At 41.1% G+C, this 19,194-nt stretch carries 15 protein-coding genes; 12 read left to right on the top strand and 3 right to left on the bottom strand.

Going from position 1 to position 19,194, the window contains the following annotated elements; genetic code table 11:
• Window positions 1-483 precede the first annotated feature (483 nt).
• The 4 genes from IEV91_RS13330 (at window position 484) to IEV91_RS13345 (ending at window position 5,113) form a co-directional block, all read left to right on the top strand.
• The gene (locus IEV91_RS13330) at window positions 484-2,127 is read left to right on the top strand and encodes a peptide ABC transporter substrate-binding protein (RefSeq protein ID WP_188497914.1); all 1,644 of its coding nucleotides are present in this window, start codon (window positions 484-486) and stop codon (window positions 2,125-2,127) included.
• Window positions 2,128-2,205: 78 nt separating this feature from the next.
• Complete coding sequence (locus IEV91_RS13335) at window positions 2,206-3,144, top strand: ABC transporter permease (RefSeq protein WP_188497915.1); 939 nt, start codon at window positions 2,206-2,208, stop codon at window positions 3,142-3,144.
• Between the two features lies 1 nt (window position 3,145).
• Window positions 3,146-4,075, top strand: a complete 930-nt coding sequence (locus tag IEV91_RS13340) for an ABC transporter permease (protein ID WP_188497916.1) — start codon at window positions 3,146-3,148, stop codon at window positions 4,073-4,075.
• A gap of 33 nt (window positions 4,076-4,108) precedes the next feature.
• The gene (locus IEV91_RS13345; protein ID WP_188497917.1) at window positions 4,109-5,113 is read left to right on the top strand and encodes an asparaginase; all 1,005 of its coding nucleotides are present in this window, start codon (window positions 4,109-4,111) and stop codon (window positions 5,111-5,113) included.
• Between the two features lie 389 nt (window positions 5,114-5,502).
• Here the strand turns inward: IEV91_RS13345 and IEV91_RS13350 are convergent, their stop codons facing one another.
• Together IEV91_RS13350 and IEV91_RS13355 are read right to left on the bottom strand one after the other, a co-directional pair.
• Window positions 5,503-7,011 (bottom strand): alpha/beta hydrolase, encoded by a 1,509-nt coding sequence (locus IEV91_RS13350; protein ID WP_188497918.1) that lies wholly within the window; start codon window positions 7,009-7,011, stop codon window positions 5,503-5,505.
• A 310-nt stretch (window positions 7,012-7,321) separates the two neighbouring features.
• Window positions 7,322-8,290: a bile acid:sodium symporter family protein gene (locus IEV91_RS13355; RefSeq protein ID WP_188497919.1), complete on the bottom strand. Its 969-nt coding sequence runs from the start codon at window positions 8,288-8,290 to the stop codon at window positions 7,322-7,324.
• A 303-nt stretch (window positions 8,291-8,593) separates the two neighbouring features.
• Here IEV91_RS13355 and IEV91_RS13360 point away from each other — a divergent pair, with 303 nt between their 5' ends.
• From IEV91_RS13360 to IEV91_RS13395, 8 genes are all read left to right on the top strand, one after another.
• Complete coding sequence (locus IEV91_RS13360; protein ID WP_188497920.1) at window positions 8,594-9,634, top strand: ABC transporter ATP-binding protein; 1,041 nt, start codon at window positions 8,594-8,596, stop codon at window positions 9,632-9,634.
• Window positions 9,582-10,568, top strand: a complete 987-nt coding sequence (locus IEV91_RS13365) for an ABC transporter ATP-binding protein (protein WP_188497921.1) — start codon at window positions 9,582-9,584, stop codon at window positions 10,566-10,568. The genes IEV91_RS13360 and IEV91_RS13365 overlap by 53 nt, the downstream gene beginning before the upstream one ends.
• 58 nt (window positions 10,569-10,626) lie before the next feature.
• Window positions 10,627-12,147 carry an ABC transporter substrate-binding protein gene (locus IEV91_RS13370; protein WP_188497922.1) on the top strand — a complete coding sequence of 507 codons (1,521 nt, stop codon included), beginning with the start codon at window positions 10,627-10,629 and terminating at the stop codon, window positions 12,145-12,147.
• A gap of 93 nt (window positions 12,148-12,240) precedes the next feature.
• The gene (locus IEV91_RS13375) at window positions 12,241-13,182 is read left to right on the top strand and encodes an ABC transporter permease (RefSeq protein ID WP_188497923.1); all 942 of its coding nucleotides are present in this window, start codon (window positions 12,241-12,243) and stop codon (window positions 13,180-13,182) included.
• A 9-nt stretch (window positions 13,183-13,191) separates the two neighbouring features.
• The gene (locus tag IEV91_RS13380) at window positions 13,192-14,013 is read left to right on the top strand and encodes an ABC transporter permease (protein ID WP_188497924.1); all 822 of its coding nucleotides are present in this window, start codon (window positions 13,192-13,194) and stop codon (window positions 14,011-14,013) included.
• A 133-nt stretch (window positions 14,014-14,146) separates the two neighbouring features.
• On the top strand, window positions 14,147-15,031 hold the full coding sequence (locus IEV91_RS13385; RefSeq protein WP_188497925.1) for an ROK family protein: 885 nt from the start codon (window positions 14,147-14,149) through the stop codon (window positions 15,029-15,031).
• A gap of 66 nt (window positions 15,032-15,097) precedes the next feature.
• The gene (locus tag IEV91_RS13390; protein WP_188497926.1) at window positions 15,098-16,153 is read left to right on the top strand and encodes a lactonase family protein; all 1,056 of its coding nucleotides are present in this window, start codon (window positions 15,098-15,100) and stop codon (window positions 16,151-16,153) included.
• A gap of 117 nt (window positions 16,154-16,270) precedes the next feature.
• The gene (locus tag IEV91_RS13395) at window positions 16,271-17,353 is read left to right on the top strand and encodes a permease (RefSeq protein ID WP_188497927.1); all 1,083 of its coding nucleotides are present in this window, start codon (window positions 16,271-16,273) and stop codon (window positions 17,351-17,353) included.
• A 637-nt stretch (window positions 17,354-17,990) separates the two neighbouring features.
• Here IEV91_RS13395 and solA read toward each other — a convergent pair.
• Window positions 17,991-19,130: an N-methyl-L-tryptophan oxidase gene (gene solA, locus IEV91_RS13400; protein ID WP_188497928.1), complete on the bottom strand. Its 1,140-nt coding sequence runs from the start codon at window positions 19,128-19,130 to the stop codon at window positions 17,991-17,993.
• Window positions 19,131-19,194 lie beyond the last annotated feature (64 nt).

Genomic DNA, 19,194 nt, shown 5'->3' on the forward strand with positions numbered 1-19,194 from the left:
AGTTTTCTTTGATTTCTACAACATTCAATCTGAGGAAGTCGAGCCCAGCTTTCCCAAAAGCGGGAGGGTAGACGAGTCATGTGCCTTATCATCATTAGGGGCTCTTTTTATTTTAAAGATAAAAAAAGAAAAAGCCCAACCAAAAGGAAAGTGTCACTTTAGATCATTTTAGAATTAAAGAGTTAACCAATAGCACAATGAATCTTTTAATTGGTTACTAAATAAAAAGAAGAATATTTTAAAAAATAAAGTGTAAGCGCTATTTTTAAAAGGTTACAAATTCATAGAAAATAATAAAAAGAAAATTTTTAGAGCAGTGGGTTGAATGATAAGGACTTGGTTTTATGCACTTCATCATCCTTGAAAGGAGCTAAAGGTCGCGCTTTTTTGCTTTATTTTATGGCCAAAGAGTCCTATTTTGTTTTGTTTTGGCACGATTTTTGCATATTAAAATAGTGAAAAATATATAAGGAGGCAATAGAGATGAAAAAGGGGTTAGTTGTTTCATTTTTACTGATAGTCTGTTTAGTTTTAAGTGCGTGTAATAGTTTTTCATCAAAGGATGCTTCTTCTGGCTCTGGTACGGAGGGCACAAGTGGAGGTTCAAAAAAATCTGATGACACGTTAAATTTATATTTTGATAATGATATTCCGGACTTGAACCCGATAAAAACTACGGATTCTATCTCTTTCTCCGTTCTAGGTAATGTCATGGAAGGATTGTATCGACTGGATGAGAATAATAAGCCTGTTCCCGCCATGGCCAAAAGTGTCAAGGTTTCAGACGACGGTTTGACCTATACCTTTACCCTACGTGATGGGATTAAGTGGAGTAATGGCGAGCCTGTTACCGCTCAAGATTTTGTTGATGGTTGGTTATTGGGGATGAATCCTCAAACATCAGGATCCTACCGATTTATTTTGACAGATTATATTGTGAATGGTGAAGAGTATACCAATGGCAAAGTGAAAGCCGACAAGGTTGGGGTGGAAGCGCCTGATGATAAAACATTTATCGTTCATATCAAAAAACCAACGCCTTATTTCTTAGGGTTAACAACCTTTGAAAAGTATTATCCAGTTAACAAAGCCTTTTTCGAGAAAAACAAGGATGATTTCGGCCAAAGTCCAGACAAGCTCTTATATAATGGGCCATATGTTCTGACTGACTTTAATCCAGCATCAGGGGTCACCTTAAAGAAAAATGATCAATACTGGGATAAGGCTAATGTTAATATTCCTAATATTGATATTAAAGTGATAAAAGAGGCAAGTACAGCCTTGAACTTATACAATGGTGGCCAGTTAGATTACGTTAATCTTTCATCTGAAGATGTGAATAACTATAAAGACAAGCCGGAGTTTGGTACACAGACGAATTTTAGATCCTATTATGTACAATTTAATTTAGGAGATTCAGTTCTTAAAAACAAGAGTCTCAGACAGGCACTACAGCTTTCATATGATCCGAGCACTCTAGAAAAGGTCATTTTGAATAATGGCTCGAAAGCAGCTTCTGGTCTTATTCCTCCAGGAATGGAAGGCGTAGATGGAAAATCATTCCGCGACTTACAAGGAGATGTGATCAAACCAGATGTGGCTAAAGCCAAAGATCTCTGGAAGGAGGGCATAAAGGAACTCGGCAAGACACCGAAACTACAGCTGCTTGTTTCTGATGATACGGTCGAAAAAGATACGGCAACTTTTTTACAGAGCCAGTGGAAGAAAAACCTTGGCATTGATGTTGAACTTGTCACTAAACCTTATAGTGGTCGTTTAGATACAATGCGGGCAGGCGATTACCAAATGGCGATCTCGGCATGGGGTGCTGATTATAATGACCCCATGACTTATATGGATTTGTGGGTGTCACCGGCAACACCTTTCCGTGGAAGTTTTTCAAATAAAGAATATGACCAACTCATTAAGGATGCCAAGAGTCAAAGTGATGATACCAAGCGTATGAATGAGTTGTTAAAAACAGAACAAATCTTATTGAAGGATGAAGCTGTCCTTGCACCTCTCTATTATCAAGGGCAGGCTTATCTCCAAAACCCGAAAGTTAAAGGCTTGGTATTCCATCCTTGGGGTAATCCTTGGGATTATAAATATGCCACTATGGATTGAGCGGAGCGAGGGCGAAGGCCCTCTCTTCCTTCTTTCAAAGGATAGATTGGAAAAATTGTTGTGGGGTGGTGTAGCGACTTGCAAAAATATATCTTAGTACGATTGTTTAATATAGTAGCAACATTATTTGTCATTTCAACTTTGACTTTTTTCTTAATGAAACAGCTTCCTGGCTCCCCCTTTGATGAAGAAAAATTAGCGGCTCTTCCTGATGAGGTTCGGACACAAATTTATGATCAATACGGTTTAAACGCACCAGTCTGGCATCAATACGTGAACTATTTAGGAAACCTATTAAAAGGTGATATGGGGTTGTCTTTCTATTATCAGGATCGCCCAGTCTCAAATATCATCGTCGATCGTATTGGACCATCAGCCTTATTAGGTATTCAAGCGTTAATCATTGGAACAGCGGTAGGATTAATTCTTGGATTAATTGCAGCTTTTAAGCACAATTCAATGTGGGATTACATTACGATGCTTATCGCGGTGCTGGGTATATCGATTCCCAATTTTGTTTTTGCCGCGCTACTGCAGTACTTTGTCGGTTTGAAATGGGGGGTCTTGCCCATTGCCTATTGGGAGAGTTACCAGAGTACTATTTTACCTACCATTGCTCTTGCTATAGGGGTTGTAGCTGTGGTTGCACGGTTTACAAGAAATGAGATGTTAGAGGTATTGGGTCAGGATTATATTATGACGGCTAAAGCCAAAGGGTTATCTTCTCGCAATATCATCATTCATCATGCGGTTAGGAACGCAATGATCCCTGTATTAACAGTGTTAGGCCCCGTCGTTGTTAGTCTCATTACGGGCTCCCTAGTTATTGAACAAGTCTTTAGTATTCCGGGGATCGGGAGTCTTTTTGTTGAATCGATTAAAGTGAATGATTATTCCATGATCATGGGGGTCACTTTATTATTCAGTGTTTTATTTGTTTTTATGGTGTTAATTATTGACTTGCTTTATGGTCTGATTGATCCAAGAATCCGCTTAGCAGGGGGGAAGGAGGGGTAAGATGAGTATCGAAAAAGTAGAAATTAACGATGAAAGCTTTCAGCCCGTTTTAAGTGACCCTTCTGATAAAGAGGCCCTCTCTGGAAAAGAATTAGTGGGTTGGCGGAATTCCTGGCGACGTCTTAAGAAAAATAAAGGGGCTTTTGTAAGTCTATTTGTTCTAGCCTTTATCGTTTTGCTCGCGATATTTGGACCGCATATGAATAGCTATACTTATTATCAAACGGATTATTCCGTTTCTTTTCAACCACCGAGTTCGGAGCATTGGTTGGGGACGGATAAGTTTGGACGGGATCAATGGACTCGAATTTGGGAAGGGACCAGAATTTCGTTATACATTGCTTTGCTAGCAGCGGTGCTAGACCTCATTATTGGCGTAATGTTTGGCGCCATTTCCGGTGTGTTCGGGGGTAAGGTCGATTTAGTTTTGCAGAGAATTATCGACATTTTAGTAGGGATACCCAATCTTATCGTTGTTATTCTATTAATTCTATTTATGAAACCGGGGATAGTGACTATATCGGTTGCGATGGTGATAACAGGTTGGGTGAATATGGCTAGATTGGTTCGTTCACAAATTTTTAAACTTAAAACACAAGAATATGTTATGGCTTCACAGGCGTTAGGGGCCAATGTTTTTCGGATTATTTTTAAGCACTTTATCCCCAATAGTATGAGTCTGATCTTAGTCAATTTAATGTTCACTATTCCATCAGCTATTTTTACAGAAGCCTTTCTGAGTTTTATAGGATTAGGACTACAAGAGCCTTTAGCGTCTTTGGGAGTGTTGATCAATGATGGGTTCCATGCGATGCAGTCTCATTATTACCTTTTGATCTTTCCTTCAATTGTTATTGTTGCTCTTATGGTTTGTTTTAATTTATTGGCAGATGGTCTGCGCGATGCGGTAGATCCTAAAATGAAAGATTAATATTCTTAAATTCTTCTAGAAGGAACTGATAATATGATTAAAGTCTATCGAGGTAACTACGTTGAAAGCCAACATGAAGTGCATATCGCAGTCGTAAATACAGAAGGGCAATTATTATATCAATATGGAAATCCAGAGCGTGCCACCTTTGCGCGTTCTTCGATGAAACCTTTTCAAGCAGTACCGTTAATTGAGACCGGTGCGGCAGCGTTTTTCAACTATGAGCCACAAGAGCTGGCGATAAGTTGTGCTTCTCATAGTGGTGAGGCCTACCATAGAGAGACCGTTCAAAATATTTTAAAGAAGATCAATCTTGATATTGATGCCCTGCAATGTGGTATGCACCCACCTAAAAATCCTGAGGATTATAAGGCACTGATACGATCCGGGGGAGAGTTAACACCTTTATTTAGTAATTGTTCTGGAAAACATTCCGGGATGCTGGCGACTTCCGTGTTTATGAAAGAGGATCATCGTGTGTATCGAGAGATCGAAAGTGCAGAACAACAACGAATTCTTAAAGTGATTTCAGAGCTTTGCGAGACACCAATCGATCAAATTGGACTCAGTGTAGATGGATGTGGAGTTCCGGTGCATCGTTTACCACTAAATAAAACAGCTTATGGCTATGCCCAATTGGCGGCAGGTCAGTCTGCGAACTCCCCTGAACATAGTCAGGCCCTGGAGACTTTACGTGATGCGATGATGAAGCATCCAGAAATGGTCGGTGGTTATCAACGGTTTGATACTGATTTAATGAGAATGTTTCCAAACAAGATTGTATCCAAAGCAGGGGCTGAAGGGGTTCAGTGCTTAGGTGTCGTCGATAGGGGAATTGGGATTGCAATAAAATGTGAAGATGGCAATCCTCGATCACTGAGTGCAGTGACGTTAAAAGTATTAGAGGATCTTGGGGTTACCGCTCCATCTGGGCAGGATGAAACCTATAAAAAGTATCGAGAGCCTGCGGTTAAGAACATGCGCGGTGATAGCATTGGGAAGATTGAAGTGGATTTGCAATTGGAAAAGTGTTTTTAAAATCCCAACTCCACTGCTTTATGTATAAAAAATTTTACAAGTCTAAACAAGGCCGGGCCACTTTGCCCGGTTTTCTTAAAAGATCAGAAAATGTCTAGCCAGAAGAACGAGCTTGCTTGGATCACAGATTATCCCCCTCATGTACCAGCTGCCACAAAATGTTGACGAGCGGGTGAATCTGAGCCGATTCAACCCTTAGGCTCACTCTTCGATCGGTGCTGTCCCATCCTCTTTGACCTCCTTTGTCTATTTCTATTATAAAGTGAGGGGAAGAAGCAGACGGCTGAAATGGCGTTTGTGCGTCATAGTCATTTGGAATAAGGAGAAAGAGAAGATCTCTATTGAGTGGACATGAGTAGTCTCTTGTCCATTCTTAGGGTTTTTTTAGTTTAGGCTTGATTAAGCTTCTCATTTACTAAATAAAAATCTTGCTTGATGGACTGATTAAATGGCTTAAACTTCAATATAATCTCAAGCATTTGTTTGGCCAAGATATAGTCTTCATGTTCAATGAATAAAGGGTAACTGCGCGTAAAGAGATAAATGATTTGTTCTTCAAGATATAGCTTAAAGTCAAGGAACCAATCGAAATAGAAGTCAGGAAAAAGTTCTAAATCTTGATCTAATTTTTCTAGAATTTGTAAAATAGACCTATGGAGTAAAGGATAATCTGTAAGTGTTGAAGCTTTTTTTATTAATTCTTGTAATTGGAGTACATCGCATTCATAGTCTATATTCAACTGCAAATCTTTTTTATTCGTTGTAATGGCATTAGGAAAGCCTGCATCAGCAAATATCTTGCGTAAATGGCTGAGAGCCACTCTTAACTGATTTTGCGCATTGGGAAGTGGTAAATGCGGCCAAAACACTTCAAATAATTGTTCTCTTAGGACCACCCGATTAATCGCTAAAAAAGCAAGGAGCTCCTTTGCACTTCGCCTGTTCCAGTGTCCACTCACTTTTTTTCCTTTATTGATCATCTCAAAATTATGAAGTAGGCGGATAACAATCTTCTGATCCAGAGAATGGCTGGCTTTGGACCGGCTTAATGAAAGTCTGTCGAAGTAATGGTCCAAAACATCCGAGTAGTGTGAATTCGGTTTCAAATCATCGTATTTTGTTTTGAGAAAGTGACGAAAAATCCGAGCGACGATCTCAGGTTGATCAATGTGTACCATATTGGAAGCATCAATAATGATGGCTGTGCGCCCGTTAGGCAAATAATGCGAATTCATTGTGACGAAGGTCGGGAGATAATTAGGATCACATTCTCCTCCTAAAACAAGTGTCGGTATGGGTATAGATCGAAGTTTTGACAATGATGAGGATCGCGCAATCAGTTCTATTAGTTGAAAATAAACCTTTTGTTCAACTTGATGATATGCCTCATAAAGCAATTGATGCTTCTCAGGCGTCATTTTATGTATGATTTGTGGGATCATAAAGTCGGCTAAAGCGGGGTAGTTTTCAGGTTTGGAGAATCTTTTGCGATAGGCGAGCATTTCCTCACTGATTTCATTTGGAAAAAACGATGTGATCCCAATTAAGGTTAATGATTCTGCTTTTTCTCCATACTCACCAAAAAGTTGAATGCCGAAATAAGCACCTAATCCATGACCGATAAAATGGTAATGGTCAATGTTAAGTTGCTTAAGAAGAGCGGTAAAATCCCCATATAGAATATCCCATGTTAAAGCGTGACAATCTCCTTTTGTCTCGCCATGTCCGCGAAAATCAAATAGGAGAAGATGGTAATCTTGAAATTCCTTAATAAGATACTTCCAAGTCTTCATGTTAAGGCCCAGACCGTGGGCAAGGATGATCGTTTCTGCATGAGGGTTCTTAGATTGTAGATAGTTATAATGGATGCTTACTGTTTCCTTATTTAAATAACTCATACCCATAAGATCCTCCAAGCATTAAAAGTTAAAAAAAGACGAGAAAGGGACAGTGTTTTCTTAAATCAAAAGGGATCGAGATTCACAAGAACTTGATCTAAGCTCCTTTTAAGGAAAATAATGTATACCTATAGAATAATGGATGTCTTAGAAAGAAACAAGTAAAAGGCTAGTTCTCTAGCTATAAATAAACGGGAATGGAAGGTCGCGAGGAAAAAGAAAGAGGTTAGACCGTGCTCGCGGATTGATTAGAATTCTTTACACGCGAGTGGGCCTAACCTCATTAATTTGTTATTAACTCATCTCATGTTCATGAGGCTTTATTAGAGGGGCTTTCCTTGTTATCCCTATCATCAGAGACAAACTTACGATAAAGGGTCGCAATAATAGGACCAGAGATATTATGCCAAACACTAAAAATGGCGCTAGGAACCGCAGCTAAGGGTGAAAAATGGGCTTGGGCAAGTGTAGCGCCTAATGCTGAATTCTGCATACCCACCTCAATAGAGACTGCTTTTTGTTTTGCCGGGCTCATGCGCATGAGTTTTGCTGCCAGAAATCCAATGATTAATCCTAATACGTTGTGAAGGACTACGGCTAGAAAGATCAGCCAGCCCGTTTTGGCAATTTGTTCACTGCTGCCACCGACAACTGCAGCGACAATAGCAATGATCGCGATAACAGAGACTAAGGGTAACACTTTGACACCGGCTTCAACCTTTTGTCTGAGAATCAGGCGAACAACAATCCCTAAAACGATTGGAACAATCACAATTTCTAAAATAGAGATGAAAAGAGAACTAAAACTGACTGAGACCCACTTACTGGCTAATAGAAAAATGAGAAAGGGGGTTAAGATGGGTGCTAAAACGGTTGAAACAGAAGTAATAGATACAGATAAGGCCGTGTCACCTTTTGATAAATAAGTCATAACATTGGAGGCTGTTCCTCCTGGACAAGAACCGACAAGAATAATTCCTACAGCAACTTCTTTTGATACAGGTAATAAAGTAGCAAGTAAAAAGGCTAATAAGGGCATAATAATAAATTGAGCTAAAACACCGATAGCTACATCCTTAGGTCTTTTAAACACTTCTTTGAAGTCTTGTCCTCGAAGTGTTAGCCCCATCCCAAACATAATAATGCCTAATAAAAGCTGGACATAAGCACCAATCCAAGTAAATGCACTTGGGAAGATAAAGCCAAGTACAGCAAATAGGATGACCCAAATTGCAAAGGTGCTGCCAAAAAAACGGCTAATTGATTCTAAGGTTTTCATTTTGTCCTCCTTTAATTGATTGATGTCTCTAAATTATATAATAATTTCTAATTATTACAATGGTCCAATTTAATACAATTTTAATAAGAAAAATAAATAAAAAGTCGTCGCTTAATAGCTTATTCTTGGTCTTCGTAATATAATAGGTGGCGAGATGTTTAAAGAGGTTTTGGTAAGGTGAGAGACTCATAGGTTTTACGTCTCCATCGAGAGGTTTTGTTGTTAAAAAAACTTATTCTGCTTATTTTCCGCCTTTTTAAATGTAGGTTTAATTGATCAAAGTCATATAAGAGGAGTGGCGTTATGACGGGGACAATCCTCGAAGTAAGTCAGCTAAAAACCTCATTTTTCACTGAAAATGGTGAGGTCCCTGCCGTAAGTGATGTTACCTTTCGTTTGGAAAAGGGAGAAATATTAGGGGTTGTTGGCGAATCCGGTTGTGGTAAAAGTGTCACCTCGCTTTCGATTATGGGATTGGTTGAACAGCCAGGCAAAGTTGTCGGGGGACACATTGCATTTAAAGGTGAGGATCTAACTCAAGCCTCGGCAAAAAAGATGAGACAGATCAGAGGCAATGACATCGCAATGATCTATCAAGATCCAATGTCTGCGCTGAACCCTGTACATACGATTGGCGCGCAATTGATGGAATGTCTTGGGCTTCATCACAAGGCCACAAGGAAATCAGCGCGACGCCAAGCCATAGAGTGTCTTGAACGTGTAGGGCTGCCTCAGGCTGAACAATTGATGCATTACTATCCCCATCAGCTGTCAGGAGGGATGTGTCAGCGCGTGATGATTGCAATGGCCATGATTTGTGAGCCAGAGGTTCTCATCGCTGACGAACCAACAACGGCGTTGGATGTTACGATACAGGCGCAAATTCTTGAATTGATGAAGACGCTTAATAGAGAGTTTAACACTTCGATCATCTTTATTACGCATGATTTAGGAGTTGTTGCTGAGATTTGTGATCGAGTCCTCGTCATGTACAATGGAAGGGTTGTTGAACAAGGGACGATCCACACGCTTTTTAAAGCCCCAAAGCATCCTTATACTAAAGGTTTAATTCAATCAGTCCCAGATGTCCGTGAAAAGAAGCAAAGGCTATATTCAATCCCAGGAATGGTGCCCAGCCCAGGGGAAATAAAAAAAGGGTGCCCTTTTGCCCCACGGTGTGAGCGGGCTTTGGCTCAATGCTATGAGATTGAGCCTCCCTTTATCAAATATGAGAACGGGGATGCCGTGCGATGCCTTCTTTACGAAGCTGAAAAAAAGGAGGTGACGACTCATGGTAGAATCGGAGACTTTACTAGAAGCCCGCAACCTAAGAAAGTATTTTGATGTCAAAGGGAGTGGGGGAAGAAAACACCCCAACCTATTAAAAGCTGTTGATGGCGTTAGTTTTTCTGTAAGCAAAGGGGAAACGCTAGGCATAGTGGGAGAGTCAGGCTGTGGTAAGTCAACAACTGGGAGAATGTTATTGAGGCTGATTGAACCGACAGCGGGACAGATTCTTTTCGAAGGGCGCGATCTCACGCAGCTCAGCCAAAGAGAGATGAGAAAGCAACGTCGACATATACAAATGGTCTTTCAAAATCCCTTGGCTTCGCTTAATCCCCGGCGGACTGTTGGTGAATTATTAGAACAACCTTTAAAAGTGCACCGGATGGGCAATGTCAGTGAAAGAAAGCAGCGGGTAATGGCATTGCTTAAAACAGTCGGTTTAAATGAAACCGCTTATGGACGTTATCCTCATCAATTTAGTGGTGGGCAAAGACAGCGCATTGCCATTGCTCGGGCATTGGCGGTGACACCAAAGCTCATTGTAGCCGATGAACCGGTCTCAGCCCTCGATGTTTCCGTTCAAGCGCAGATACTAAATTTACTTAAGGATTTGCAAGAAGCTTATCAATTAACCTATCTCTTTATTTCTCATGACCTAGGAGTTGTTCGCCATATTAGCGACCGTGTCGCTGTCATGTATCTTGGGAGAATAGTAGAGATAGCCTCAACGGAGGACTTATATAATGATCCGAAGCACCCCTATACGCAGGCCTTGATTTCGACGGTCCCTATCCCAGACCCTGAGTACTCGGGTGAACGCGTGCTCTTACAAGGTGATATTCCGAGTGCATCAGAGCCGCCATCGGGTTGTCCTTTTCATACGCGTTGTCCTCTGGCGATGGAAGCGTGTAAAACTGTTGTCCCTCGATTGCAGGAGAGCGAAGCTGATCATTTTGTTTCTTGCCATCTTTATCATAAGGTGGAGGCTTGAATGTTTCTTTACTATGAATGGTTAAATAAACTTAATTCGCTAAGGAGTGAACAAGACTATGCGTAAGGTTTGGGTTATGAGTGTAACCTTCGCGATGCTTATTTTATTGATTAGTGGTTGTTCGAGTAACGGTCAGACAAAAAAGCAAGGCGAAGCCAAAAAGGAAATCACTGTTCGGATGATGGCCGACCCCGATTATCTTGACCCCCATAAAGCAACGGCATCATTGACTTTCCAAATGTTGTTAAACGTCTATGAAGGATTGATGAAACCGACACCAAATGGTGGGGTAGAGCCTGCTGTTGCTGAGTCTGACAAAATTTCAAAGGATGGTCTGACGTATACTTTTAAACTGAGGAAAGGCATTAAGTTCCATGACGGCAATCCTGTCACAGTGGATGATGTCAAGTATTCCTTTGATCGTCTAACAGGTCAATCGGGAGGGGCACCTCTTTCTGATTTGAGTCAGATTATTAAATCTGTGAAAACCCCTGATCAAGAGACCATAGTCATTTCCTTGAAGAAAGCCTATTCTCCTTTCTTATCGCAATTGACGGCCATGAATGCCGCTATTTTAGAAAAGAGTAATGATAGTAAGCAAAATACGCATCCAATAGGCACTGGGCCCTTTAAGTTTGTAGAATATAAACCACAAAATAAACTCGTTCTTGAAAAATTTGCTGATTATTGGGATGAGGATCTTCCTTATTTAAATAAAGTGACTTTTTCCTACCAGCCTGATGATGATGCCGCGTCCTTGAGTGTAAAGTCGGGAAATCTTGATCTTTCCGGTGTAACCGCAAATAAAGTGGATGAGGTCAAGACGAACAATAATATCATTGAACAAAATAATAATGCTGTTTTTCTGATGGGCTTCAATAATGATAAAAAACCTTTCAACGATGAGCGTGTGCGCCAAGCGATAAGCTATGTCGTGAACAAGGATGATGTGATTGACGCTGCTTTTTCCGGACACGGTTCAAAATTAGGTTCCAATATGAGTCCAGCTATGGGCAAATACTTCAATAAAGATTTGGTTGATTATTATCAACCTAATATTAAGAAAGCCAAGGCGTTATTAAAAGAAGCCGGTTATGGCAATGGCTTTTCGATGACGATCACAGTAAGTTCACATAATAAGGTGTATTCAGAGGCCGCTCAAGTGATTGCAGAGGAGTTAAAAGAAGTAGGCATTGATGCTAAAATTAATGTGATCGAGTGGGCGAAATGGCTTGATGATGTTTATAAAAAGAAAAACTATGAGGCAACGATTATTGATTTCACAGGGACGATTAGTCCATTTGAAATGTTGAGTCGTTATCAAACGAATGATCCTTCTAACATGATGAATTTTAGTGATAGCCAATTTGATTCCCTTATGAAGCAAGCAATGAAAGAAAATGATGATGATCAGCGGGCGTCTCTCTATAAACAGGCACAAAAAGTCCTTACTGAAAAGGCACCGGCCGTCTTTATTTGTGATTATCAAACTGAGTGGGCATTAAATAAACAATTTACAGGATTCAAGCAATACCCTATCTATTATTTAGACATGGCCCATATTAAGCCAGCTAACTAATGAAGCGGGGCGTATCACTTTCCTAAATAAATAAGCGGGCGCCAAATGGGGTCCGCTTCTATCTACTCATTGTGGGGAAAGGGGTGAACAGTGTTGGCTTATATCATTCGTCGTTTAGGGTTGCTTATTCTCACGCTTGTCTTTATCTCTATCATCACGTTTCTCGTCTTTCAAATTCTTCCGGGTGATCCGGTACAAACGATGCTAGGTCCAGATGCAGATCCTATCCGGATCAAAACGCTTCGACACCAATTAGGATTAGATCAACCTCTTTACATACAATACGGGCACCTTATTGAGGGCTTTATTAGAGGGGACTTGGGGCAATCCATTCGCTTTTCAATGCCAGTACGTGATTTGATTTTCGATAGACTCCCGTTGACGCTATCGTTGGCCTTCATGTCCCTAATCATCGTTATTTTTGTATCTATTCCACTCGGCGTCATTGCAGCGAGAAGAGAAAATAGCTGGGGAGATCTGCTTCTCTCTATTTTTACACAGTTTGGGATGGCCATTCCGTCTTTCTTCATGGGCATGATTTTAATTTTACTCTTTGGTTCGGTTTTTAGTCTATTTTCACCTGGAAGTTATGTGCCATGGTCAGAAGATTTTTGGGGTGCTTTAGGGTCATTGCTATTACCAGCTTTGACAATCGCGATCCCGCAAATTGCCGTGAGTTATCGTTATGTTCGAAATGGTGTGATTGAACAAGGGCAAATGGATTATGTACGTACAGCTCGGGGAAAAGGGGCCTCCGAATGGAAGACCCTCTCTCATCATATTTTAAGAAATTCCCTAATCCCGGTATTGACCATATTAGGGCTTATTTTGGCAGAAGTTGTAGCGGGGACGATTGTTGTTGAACAAGTTTTCTCGCTTCCCGGCATTGGTCAATTGTTAATTACCTCGGTAAGCTATCGTGATTTCCCGGTGGTACAAGGGCTTGTGCTTTATATTGCGTTTGTCATTGTGGTCATCAATTTCTTAGTGGATATTTTATATTCCGTACTCGATCCACGGATTCGGTTGAAGTGAGGGTGAACGATGAATCAGACAAGGAAAAAGAAGAATATGAATCTCCTGATCGGGACTATTATTCTCCTATTCTTTTTATGCCTAATGGTGATTAGTTTTTTCTATACGCCTTATGATGTCAGTAAAATTCAAGTTAGCGATAAGTTGCAATCTCCAAGCCTTGCGCATTGGCTCGGTACAGATAAATTTGGTCGAGATACGCTAAGTCGCATCATGAAAAGTACGCAAACGGCCTTTTTTGTCGGAGCTGTTGTGGTGGTCATTGGACTGGTTATTGGCACTTTAATTGGGGGGATTGCAGGCTATATTGGTGGATGGATCGATGATATTATCATGCGCTTTATCGATGCCATGATGGCCTTTCCGGGAATTATTTTGGCGATTATGATTGTTGCTGTATTTGGGACTGGCATCATCAATACCTCTTTGGCATTAGGTATATTGACCGTCCCTAGTATAGCCCGGATTGCACGCAGTGGCTTTATCCAAAACAAAGCATTAGATTATGTGGTGGCTGCTAAGGCAGTAGGTGTCCATCCTATGAAAATTGTATTTCAAGAGATTCTTCCCAACGTCTACTCCCAATTGCTTGTGGCCGGATCTATCGCCTTTGCTGGGGCCCTTCTAGCCGAATCAGCACTTAGCTATCTCGGTTTGGGTGTTCAACCGCCGGATCCGAGTTTAGGGCAAATGCTAAATGAAGCGCAAGAATATCTAACAGATGATCCATGGTATGCTTTGGCTCCAGGGGTCACGCTCTCATTACTTATTCTTGGTTTTTATATGTTAAGTAATGGGCTGCGTGAGGTTTTGGATCATCGCCTGTCGTAATTGACACTTACTAACGATGAAAAAAAAGGTATAATAAAACAAGGAAAGAAGATTTAGAGAGTTATAAATGAGAGTCTAGCTCAGTCATCAATAAAAGATGTTGAGCCATCTAAAGAGAAAAAGGGTGAATAGCATGTATTATGGATCTATTGAAGCTGGAGGGACGAAATTTGTCTGTGCAGTTGGAAATGAAAAGGGTGAAATAAAGGATTCTATACAAATAAAAACAGAAACACCAGAGATCACGATGCCACAAGTCATTGATTTCTTTAAAAACTATGATTTAATGGCCATAGGGATAGGCTCATTCGGACCTATAGATATTAATGTCGATAGTCCAACCTATGGCTTTATCACTTCAACACCAAAACTGCCTTGGCGAAACTATCCTTTTATGAAAGCGATCAAAGATGAATTTGACATCCCTGTTGGCTTTAATACCGACGTCAATGCGGCAGCATTAGGTGAGGCAACACTAGGCGCAGCAAAAGGATTAGATAGTTGTTTATACATAACAGTGGGAACAGGTGTTGGTGCTGGTGCTGTTGTTCAGGGTCAACTATTATCTGGGCTGTCCCATCCAGAAATGGGACATATTCTTATTCCTAGACATCCTGACGATGCCTATTCAGGGAAATGCCCTTATCATCAAGATTGTTTAGAGGGACTTGCTGCGGGACCAGCGATTGAAGCACGCTGGGGGAAGAAAGGTATTGAACTTGCAGACAAAAAAGAAGTATGGGAATTGGAAGCGCATTATATTGCGGAAGCACTGATGCAGTATATGCTCATTTTATCTCCAAAGAGGATTGTCCTTGGTGGGGGCGTCATGAAACAAAAGCAGCTTTTCCCACTTATTCATAAAAAAGTACAAACACTTTTAAACGGTTATCTCAACATTCCTGAAGTCACTGAAAATATTGAACAGTATATTGTTCCACCAGGCTTAGGGGATCACGCCGGCATTACGGGTGGACTCATTCTTGCGAAGGAAGCGTATGAAACGGTGAGATTATAGTCGAAGAAGGTGGGTTGACTTCTAAGAAATGGCAACCTTCTTCATCATAAGGGAGGAAAGCGTGTAATGGGGCAAAAGCAAGAGGGTTATTATATTTTTGTGGGGACCTATTTGTCAGACGAGGATGAAGCTATCCAACTTTTACTCTTTGATCCAGATGGGGAAGGGACACTCACAAAAGTGAGTGGTGTCAAAGGGATTAAAAACCCTTCTTATCTAACCTTGGATCAAAAAGGTCAGCACTTGTACGCGGTGAGTGAAATTGATGAAGGCCAAATTGTTTCGTATTCATTTGATAAAGAGGAAAAGGTATTAAAGGAGATCAACCGTAAACCCACTCTTGGGTCTGCACCATGTTACGTAAGTATTGATAATGAACAACAACGTGTATTTATTGTCAATTATATGGGAGGAAGTATTTGTCAATATCCGCTAGAAGCAGATGGGGCCGTTGGTGATGTAATCGATTGTATTAAACATTCAGGGCACAGTGTTCATCCTGAAAGACAGGAAGGGCCACATCCTCATACTATTGTGACCATACCTGGAACCACTGACCGGTTAGTGACGGATTTAGGGACGGACCATCTCTATGTTTATAGAAGCGAAACACCTGATGGACATTGGTCTCTTCATGATGAAGTGGACGTTGTTCCTGGTTCGGGTCCTAGACATGTTGCTTTTCATCCTACCCAACCGGTTATCTACGTTATTCAGGAACTGAAGTCCAGCATTACAGTGTATCGACAAGATGAAGAAGGTACATTAGCCTTGGTTGAAACAGTGAGTACTTTACCGAAAGGATTTACGGATGAAAATACCGCTTCAGATATTCATGTTTCAGAAGATGGTCACTTTCTTTATGCTTCCAATCGTGGGCATGATAGTATTGCTGCTTTCCAAATTGGTGAAAAGGGCACATTGGATTGTATTGGACATACAGCCACGTTAGGGCAAACCCCGCGTAATTTTTTACTGATTCCCAATAGTGACTTTATGCTTGTGGCCAATCAAGATTCTGATACTATCGTCGTCATGAAAATAACGACACAAGGACTGCCCAAACCGACAGGAAGTCAGTATACCATTGAGAAACCCGTTTGTTTGCAAGTCCTACCTTAAAAAGTGTATAATAAAGTGTTCATATATTAAGCAGAATAAAAGAAAAAGCCATTGATTTTATGAGGCTAATCGTCTCATGGAACCTTTGGCTTTTTATAAGTATAGAGGGTGTTAGAGATGAATGGGCAAACCAAACTTGCTTCAGAGTCTCCGCTTAAGGCCAGAAAGTCATTCATCGTTGGCGGGGTTATTTTTATCGTAGTGGCATTAATAGGTTTGTACTGGGCAAAGTGGAATCCTTATTTTCACAAAGCTTTTATAGCGGCACATGACCATGCGATAGGTTCATCATCAATTTCAGGTGAGAAGGTTTCAGCTCCAGCGCCGTCTTGGCATGCTGCCTGGGACTTTACAGTAAACTATTTTAACTCGATCTGGAAGGCTTATTTAGTGGCGATTATTTTAGCTTCACTTGTTCAAGTGGCCCTTCCTAAGGATTGGATTCGTCGGGTTTTAGGTAAAACCACCTATGGGAGTACTGTGATTGCCGGGTTATCTGCATTACCGGGGATGATGTGTACGTGTTGTACAGCTCCTCTTGTTGTAGGGATGAGAAAACAGTCCAGCTCAGTTTCAGCAGCTGTTGCCTTCTGGTTCGGGAATACAGCACTTAATCCAGCCGTATTGGTTTTCATGTTTTTCGTATTAGGGTGGAAATTTACCTTACTTCGCCTCATCTTTGGTGTGGTGCTTGTCTTTGGAATTAGTTATCTTGCTGGACGTTTTGCGAGAAAAGATACTAACGTGACGGAAATGATAGATAAAGTGGAAGAGTCGTTTCAAAAGCCGAAAGGGAATCTTGCTTTCCGTTGGCTGAAAAGCTTAGGTGCTATTCTTATAGCCACAGTTCCAGCTTACGTACTAAGTGTCATTGTCCTTGGCGCTTTTAGGGCTTGGCTTTTTCCAGAGGCAGGGATTGAGTGGGGAAACAGTCTTTTCTTAATTTTATTATTTGCGATTGTCGGGACCTTATTTGTGATCCCGACATCTGGAGAGATTCCTATTATTCAAACCTTTATGAACTTCGGTTTAAGTAGTGGGCCGGCTGCAGTTTTGGCGATTGTCCTTCCTGTGATTAGCCTACCATCCGCTTTAATGGTTCGAAAAGCATTGTCTTGGCGGGTGTTGGGTTTTCTAGGCTTAAGCGTGGCGATTCTAGGCATCATTGCAGGTTTAATTGGAAGTTTAATAGGCGTCTAGACATAGCGGATAGCAGCGTTCGCTGTCCTCATGAAAAGTGCCCTTTACTTTTTGGGGTGGTTGAGGTGCTAGCTTCGGCGTTGTCACACGGATGTGGCGGTTTTAGTCGTAGTTCCTTAATAACGTGATGCTTTTAGCCGAACGTCATTAGTGGCCTCAGATCATTTTGGAATGGACGATTAATGGTCCAAAATATATAAGTTACAAATCCCCTGTTCCTGCGTCTACGAGTATTGCTTCGAAGTCAGCTTCCTCGGAACAACTCGAAGTTTATTCGTGAAGTAACGCTGGTTGCTGTTCCTGATAGAGCCAGAGCGCCTTCCGTTCCAATCAACGGGGTGCAGACGGTGCCTTTTGGTATTAAAAACTATTTCCGTGTTTTTGTTTTAATATGGACCGGGCTTTTGCCCGGTTTTTTCCATTGTCATGAAAATTATAAAATAATCGACTTGTGGATAACTGTTTTGTAAAATATTCATAGATAAATTGAGGAGACAGGTTATGGGCAGGGTAACGGGCATCAGAAAGGTGACTTGGTGCCATTTTTCAGAACAAGGACAACAAACGTGTATCTTAGATATGCTGACACTACACTTCTTTATTCATAGGTTCGTTAGGTTTTCATGACTAAAGGCTTTTATTTGGAAAAGCGCTCTAGCGAGAAAAGAGAGAGATCATGCTGAGTGGAGCCGTTGATGACAATTTCACTTAAAGCCTCACCTATAACACTTCCAAACTTGAATCCATGTCCTGAGAAACCTGTTGCGATGATTACTCTGCTATCTTCAGGATGTTCATCTATAATGAAATGACTATCACTGGAACGTGTTTGTAGGCATGTTTTTCCTTGTAATAAAGTTTCATTGGATGCTGGAAGGTAGGTTTGCAGACATTCCCTTAATTCACCTTCATCTTCATCGTAAACACCGAAGTTTTGCCCGTGCTGATCGGGGTCAATCGGTTGGCCACCGTCAGTGCGCCCTATTTTTAAGCCTGTATTGTTAAGCACAGGAAAGCCGTAGAACATGCGCGTGCCTTCATCAATATAGAATGAGGGAAAATGGGAGCTACTGTACAATGCTTTAGGCGCATCAAACCATCCAAAGACTTTCCGTATTGGTTGAATCGGGAGTGCGAAATGATTGAATAATTTCCCAGCCCAAGCGCCAACGGTGACGATGACCTTTTTTCCATAAAAAGTAGCCTCACGAGTAGAGACTTTAACACCATTGGACTCGCTGGTATCAATAGCTAATACAGGCGCATTGCTAACCATTTCAGCCCCATGTTTTAAGGCAAGTTCTTTATATGCTTGGATACAATGCTCACTATATAATAAGCCGGAATCAGGTTCTAAACAACCGATAAAATGTTCAGGGACAGTGATGCCTGGCCATCTTTCCATCATGGCTTGTGCAGTGAGAATTTCTAAAGGTAGATCGTATTTGTGTGCTGCTTCAATGGTTTCTTGTAAAAAGGGAGAGTCTTTCGCTCCGATACCAAGAACACCTGTTTTTTCAAAAATTTTGTAGTCAGAAATGTGATCAAGTTCCTCCCACAATTGTTGGGCCCTTTTGACCAACTGAACGTATTGTCGTCCTTCCCCATAAGCATGACGAATCATGCGTGTGTCTCCGTGATGACTACTAGAAGCATGTGGTGGGTTAAAAGCATCGATAAGTAATGTATGTACCCCTTGTTTGGCCAAGAAAGCACCAGCGGCCATTCCCATAGTTCCTGCACCTACAACAATACAATCATAAATCTCTTGTTTCATTACGCATAACCTCCTAAATTAAAGTCAAAGGGGAGAAGAAAGAGGCTGGGACAGAAGTATTTCA

Source organism: Pullulanibacillus pueri, assembly GCF_014639255.1.
GTDB lineage: Bacteria > Bacillota > Bacilli > Bacillales > Sporolactobacillaceae > Pullulanibacillus > Pullulanibacillus pueri.

What these genes read in the sequence shown, in the direction of transcription:
- IEV91_RS13380 (WP_188497924.1), top strand. Translation starts at nt 13,192, where the DNA reads ATGAATCAGACAAGGAAAAAGAAGAATATGAATCTCCTGATCGGGACT.
- solA (WP_188497928.1), bottom strand. Translation starts at nt 19,130, where the DNA reads ATGAAACAAGAGATTTATGATTGTATTGTTGTAGGTGCAGGAACTATG.
- IEV91_RS13355 (WP_188497919.1), bottom strand. Translation starts at nt 8,290, where the DNA reads ATGAAAACCTTAGAATCAATTAGCCGTTTTTTTGGCAGCACCTTTGCA.
- IEV91_RS13345 (WP_188497917.1), top strand. Translation starts at nt 4,109, where the DNA reads ATGATTAAAGTCTATCGAGGTAACTACGTTGAAAGCCAACATGAAGTG.
- IEV91_RS13330 (WP_188497914.1), top strand. Translation starts at nt 484, where the DNA reads ATGAAAAAGGGGTTAGTTGTTTCATTTTTACTGATAGTCTGTTTAGTT.
- IEV91_RS13370 (WP_188497922.1), top strand. Translation starts at nt 10,627, where the DNA reads ATGCGTAAGGTTTGGGTTATGAGTGTAACCTTCGCGATGCTTATTTTA.
- IEV91_RS13385 (WP_188497925.1), top strand. Translation starts at nt 14,147, where the DNA reads ATGTATTATGGATCTATTGAAGCTGGAGGGACGAAATTTGTCTGTGCA.
- IEV91_RS13365 (WP_188497921.1), top strand. Translation starts at nt 9,582, where the DNA reads ATGGTAGAATCGGAGACTTTACTAGAAGCCCGCAACCTAAGAAAGTAT.
- IEV91_RS13340 (WP_188497916.1), top strand. Translation starts at nt 3,146, where the DNA reads ATGAGTATCGAAAAAGTAGAAATTAACGATGAAAGCTTTCAGCCCGTT.
- IEV91_RS13390 (WP_188497926.1), top strand. Translation starts at nt 15,098, where the DNA reads ATGGGGCAAAAGCAAGAGGGTTATTATATTTTTGTGGGGACCTATTTG.
- IEV91_RS13395 (WP_188497927.1), top strand. Translation starts at nt 16,271, where the DNA reads ATGAATGGGCAAACCAAACTTGCTTCAGAGTCTCCGCTTAAGGCCAGA.
- IEV91_RS13360 (WP_188497920.1), top strand. Translation starts at nt 8,594, where the DNA reads ATGACGGGGACAATCCTCGAAGTAAGTCAGCTAAAAACCTCATTTTTC.
- IEV91_RS13350 (WP_188497918.1), bottom strand. Translation starts at nt 7,011, where the DNA reads ATGAGTTATTTAAATAAGGAAACAGTAAGCATCCATTATAACTATCTA.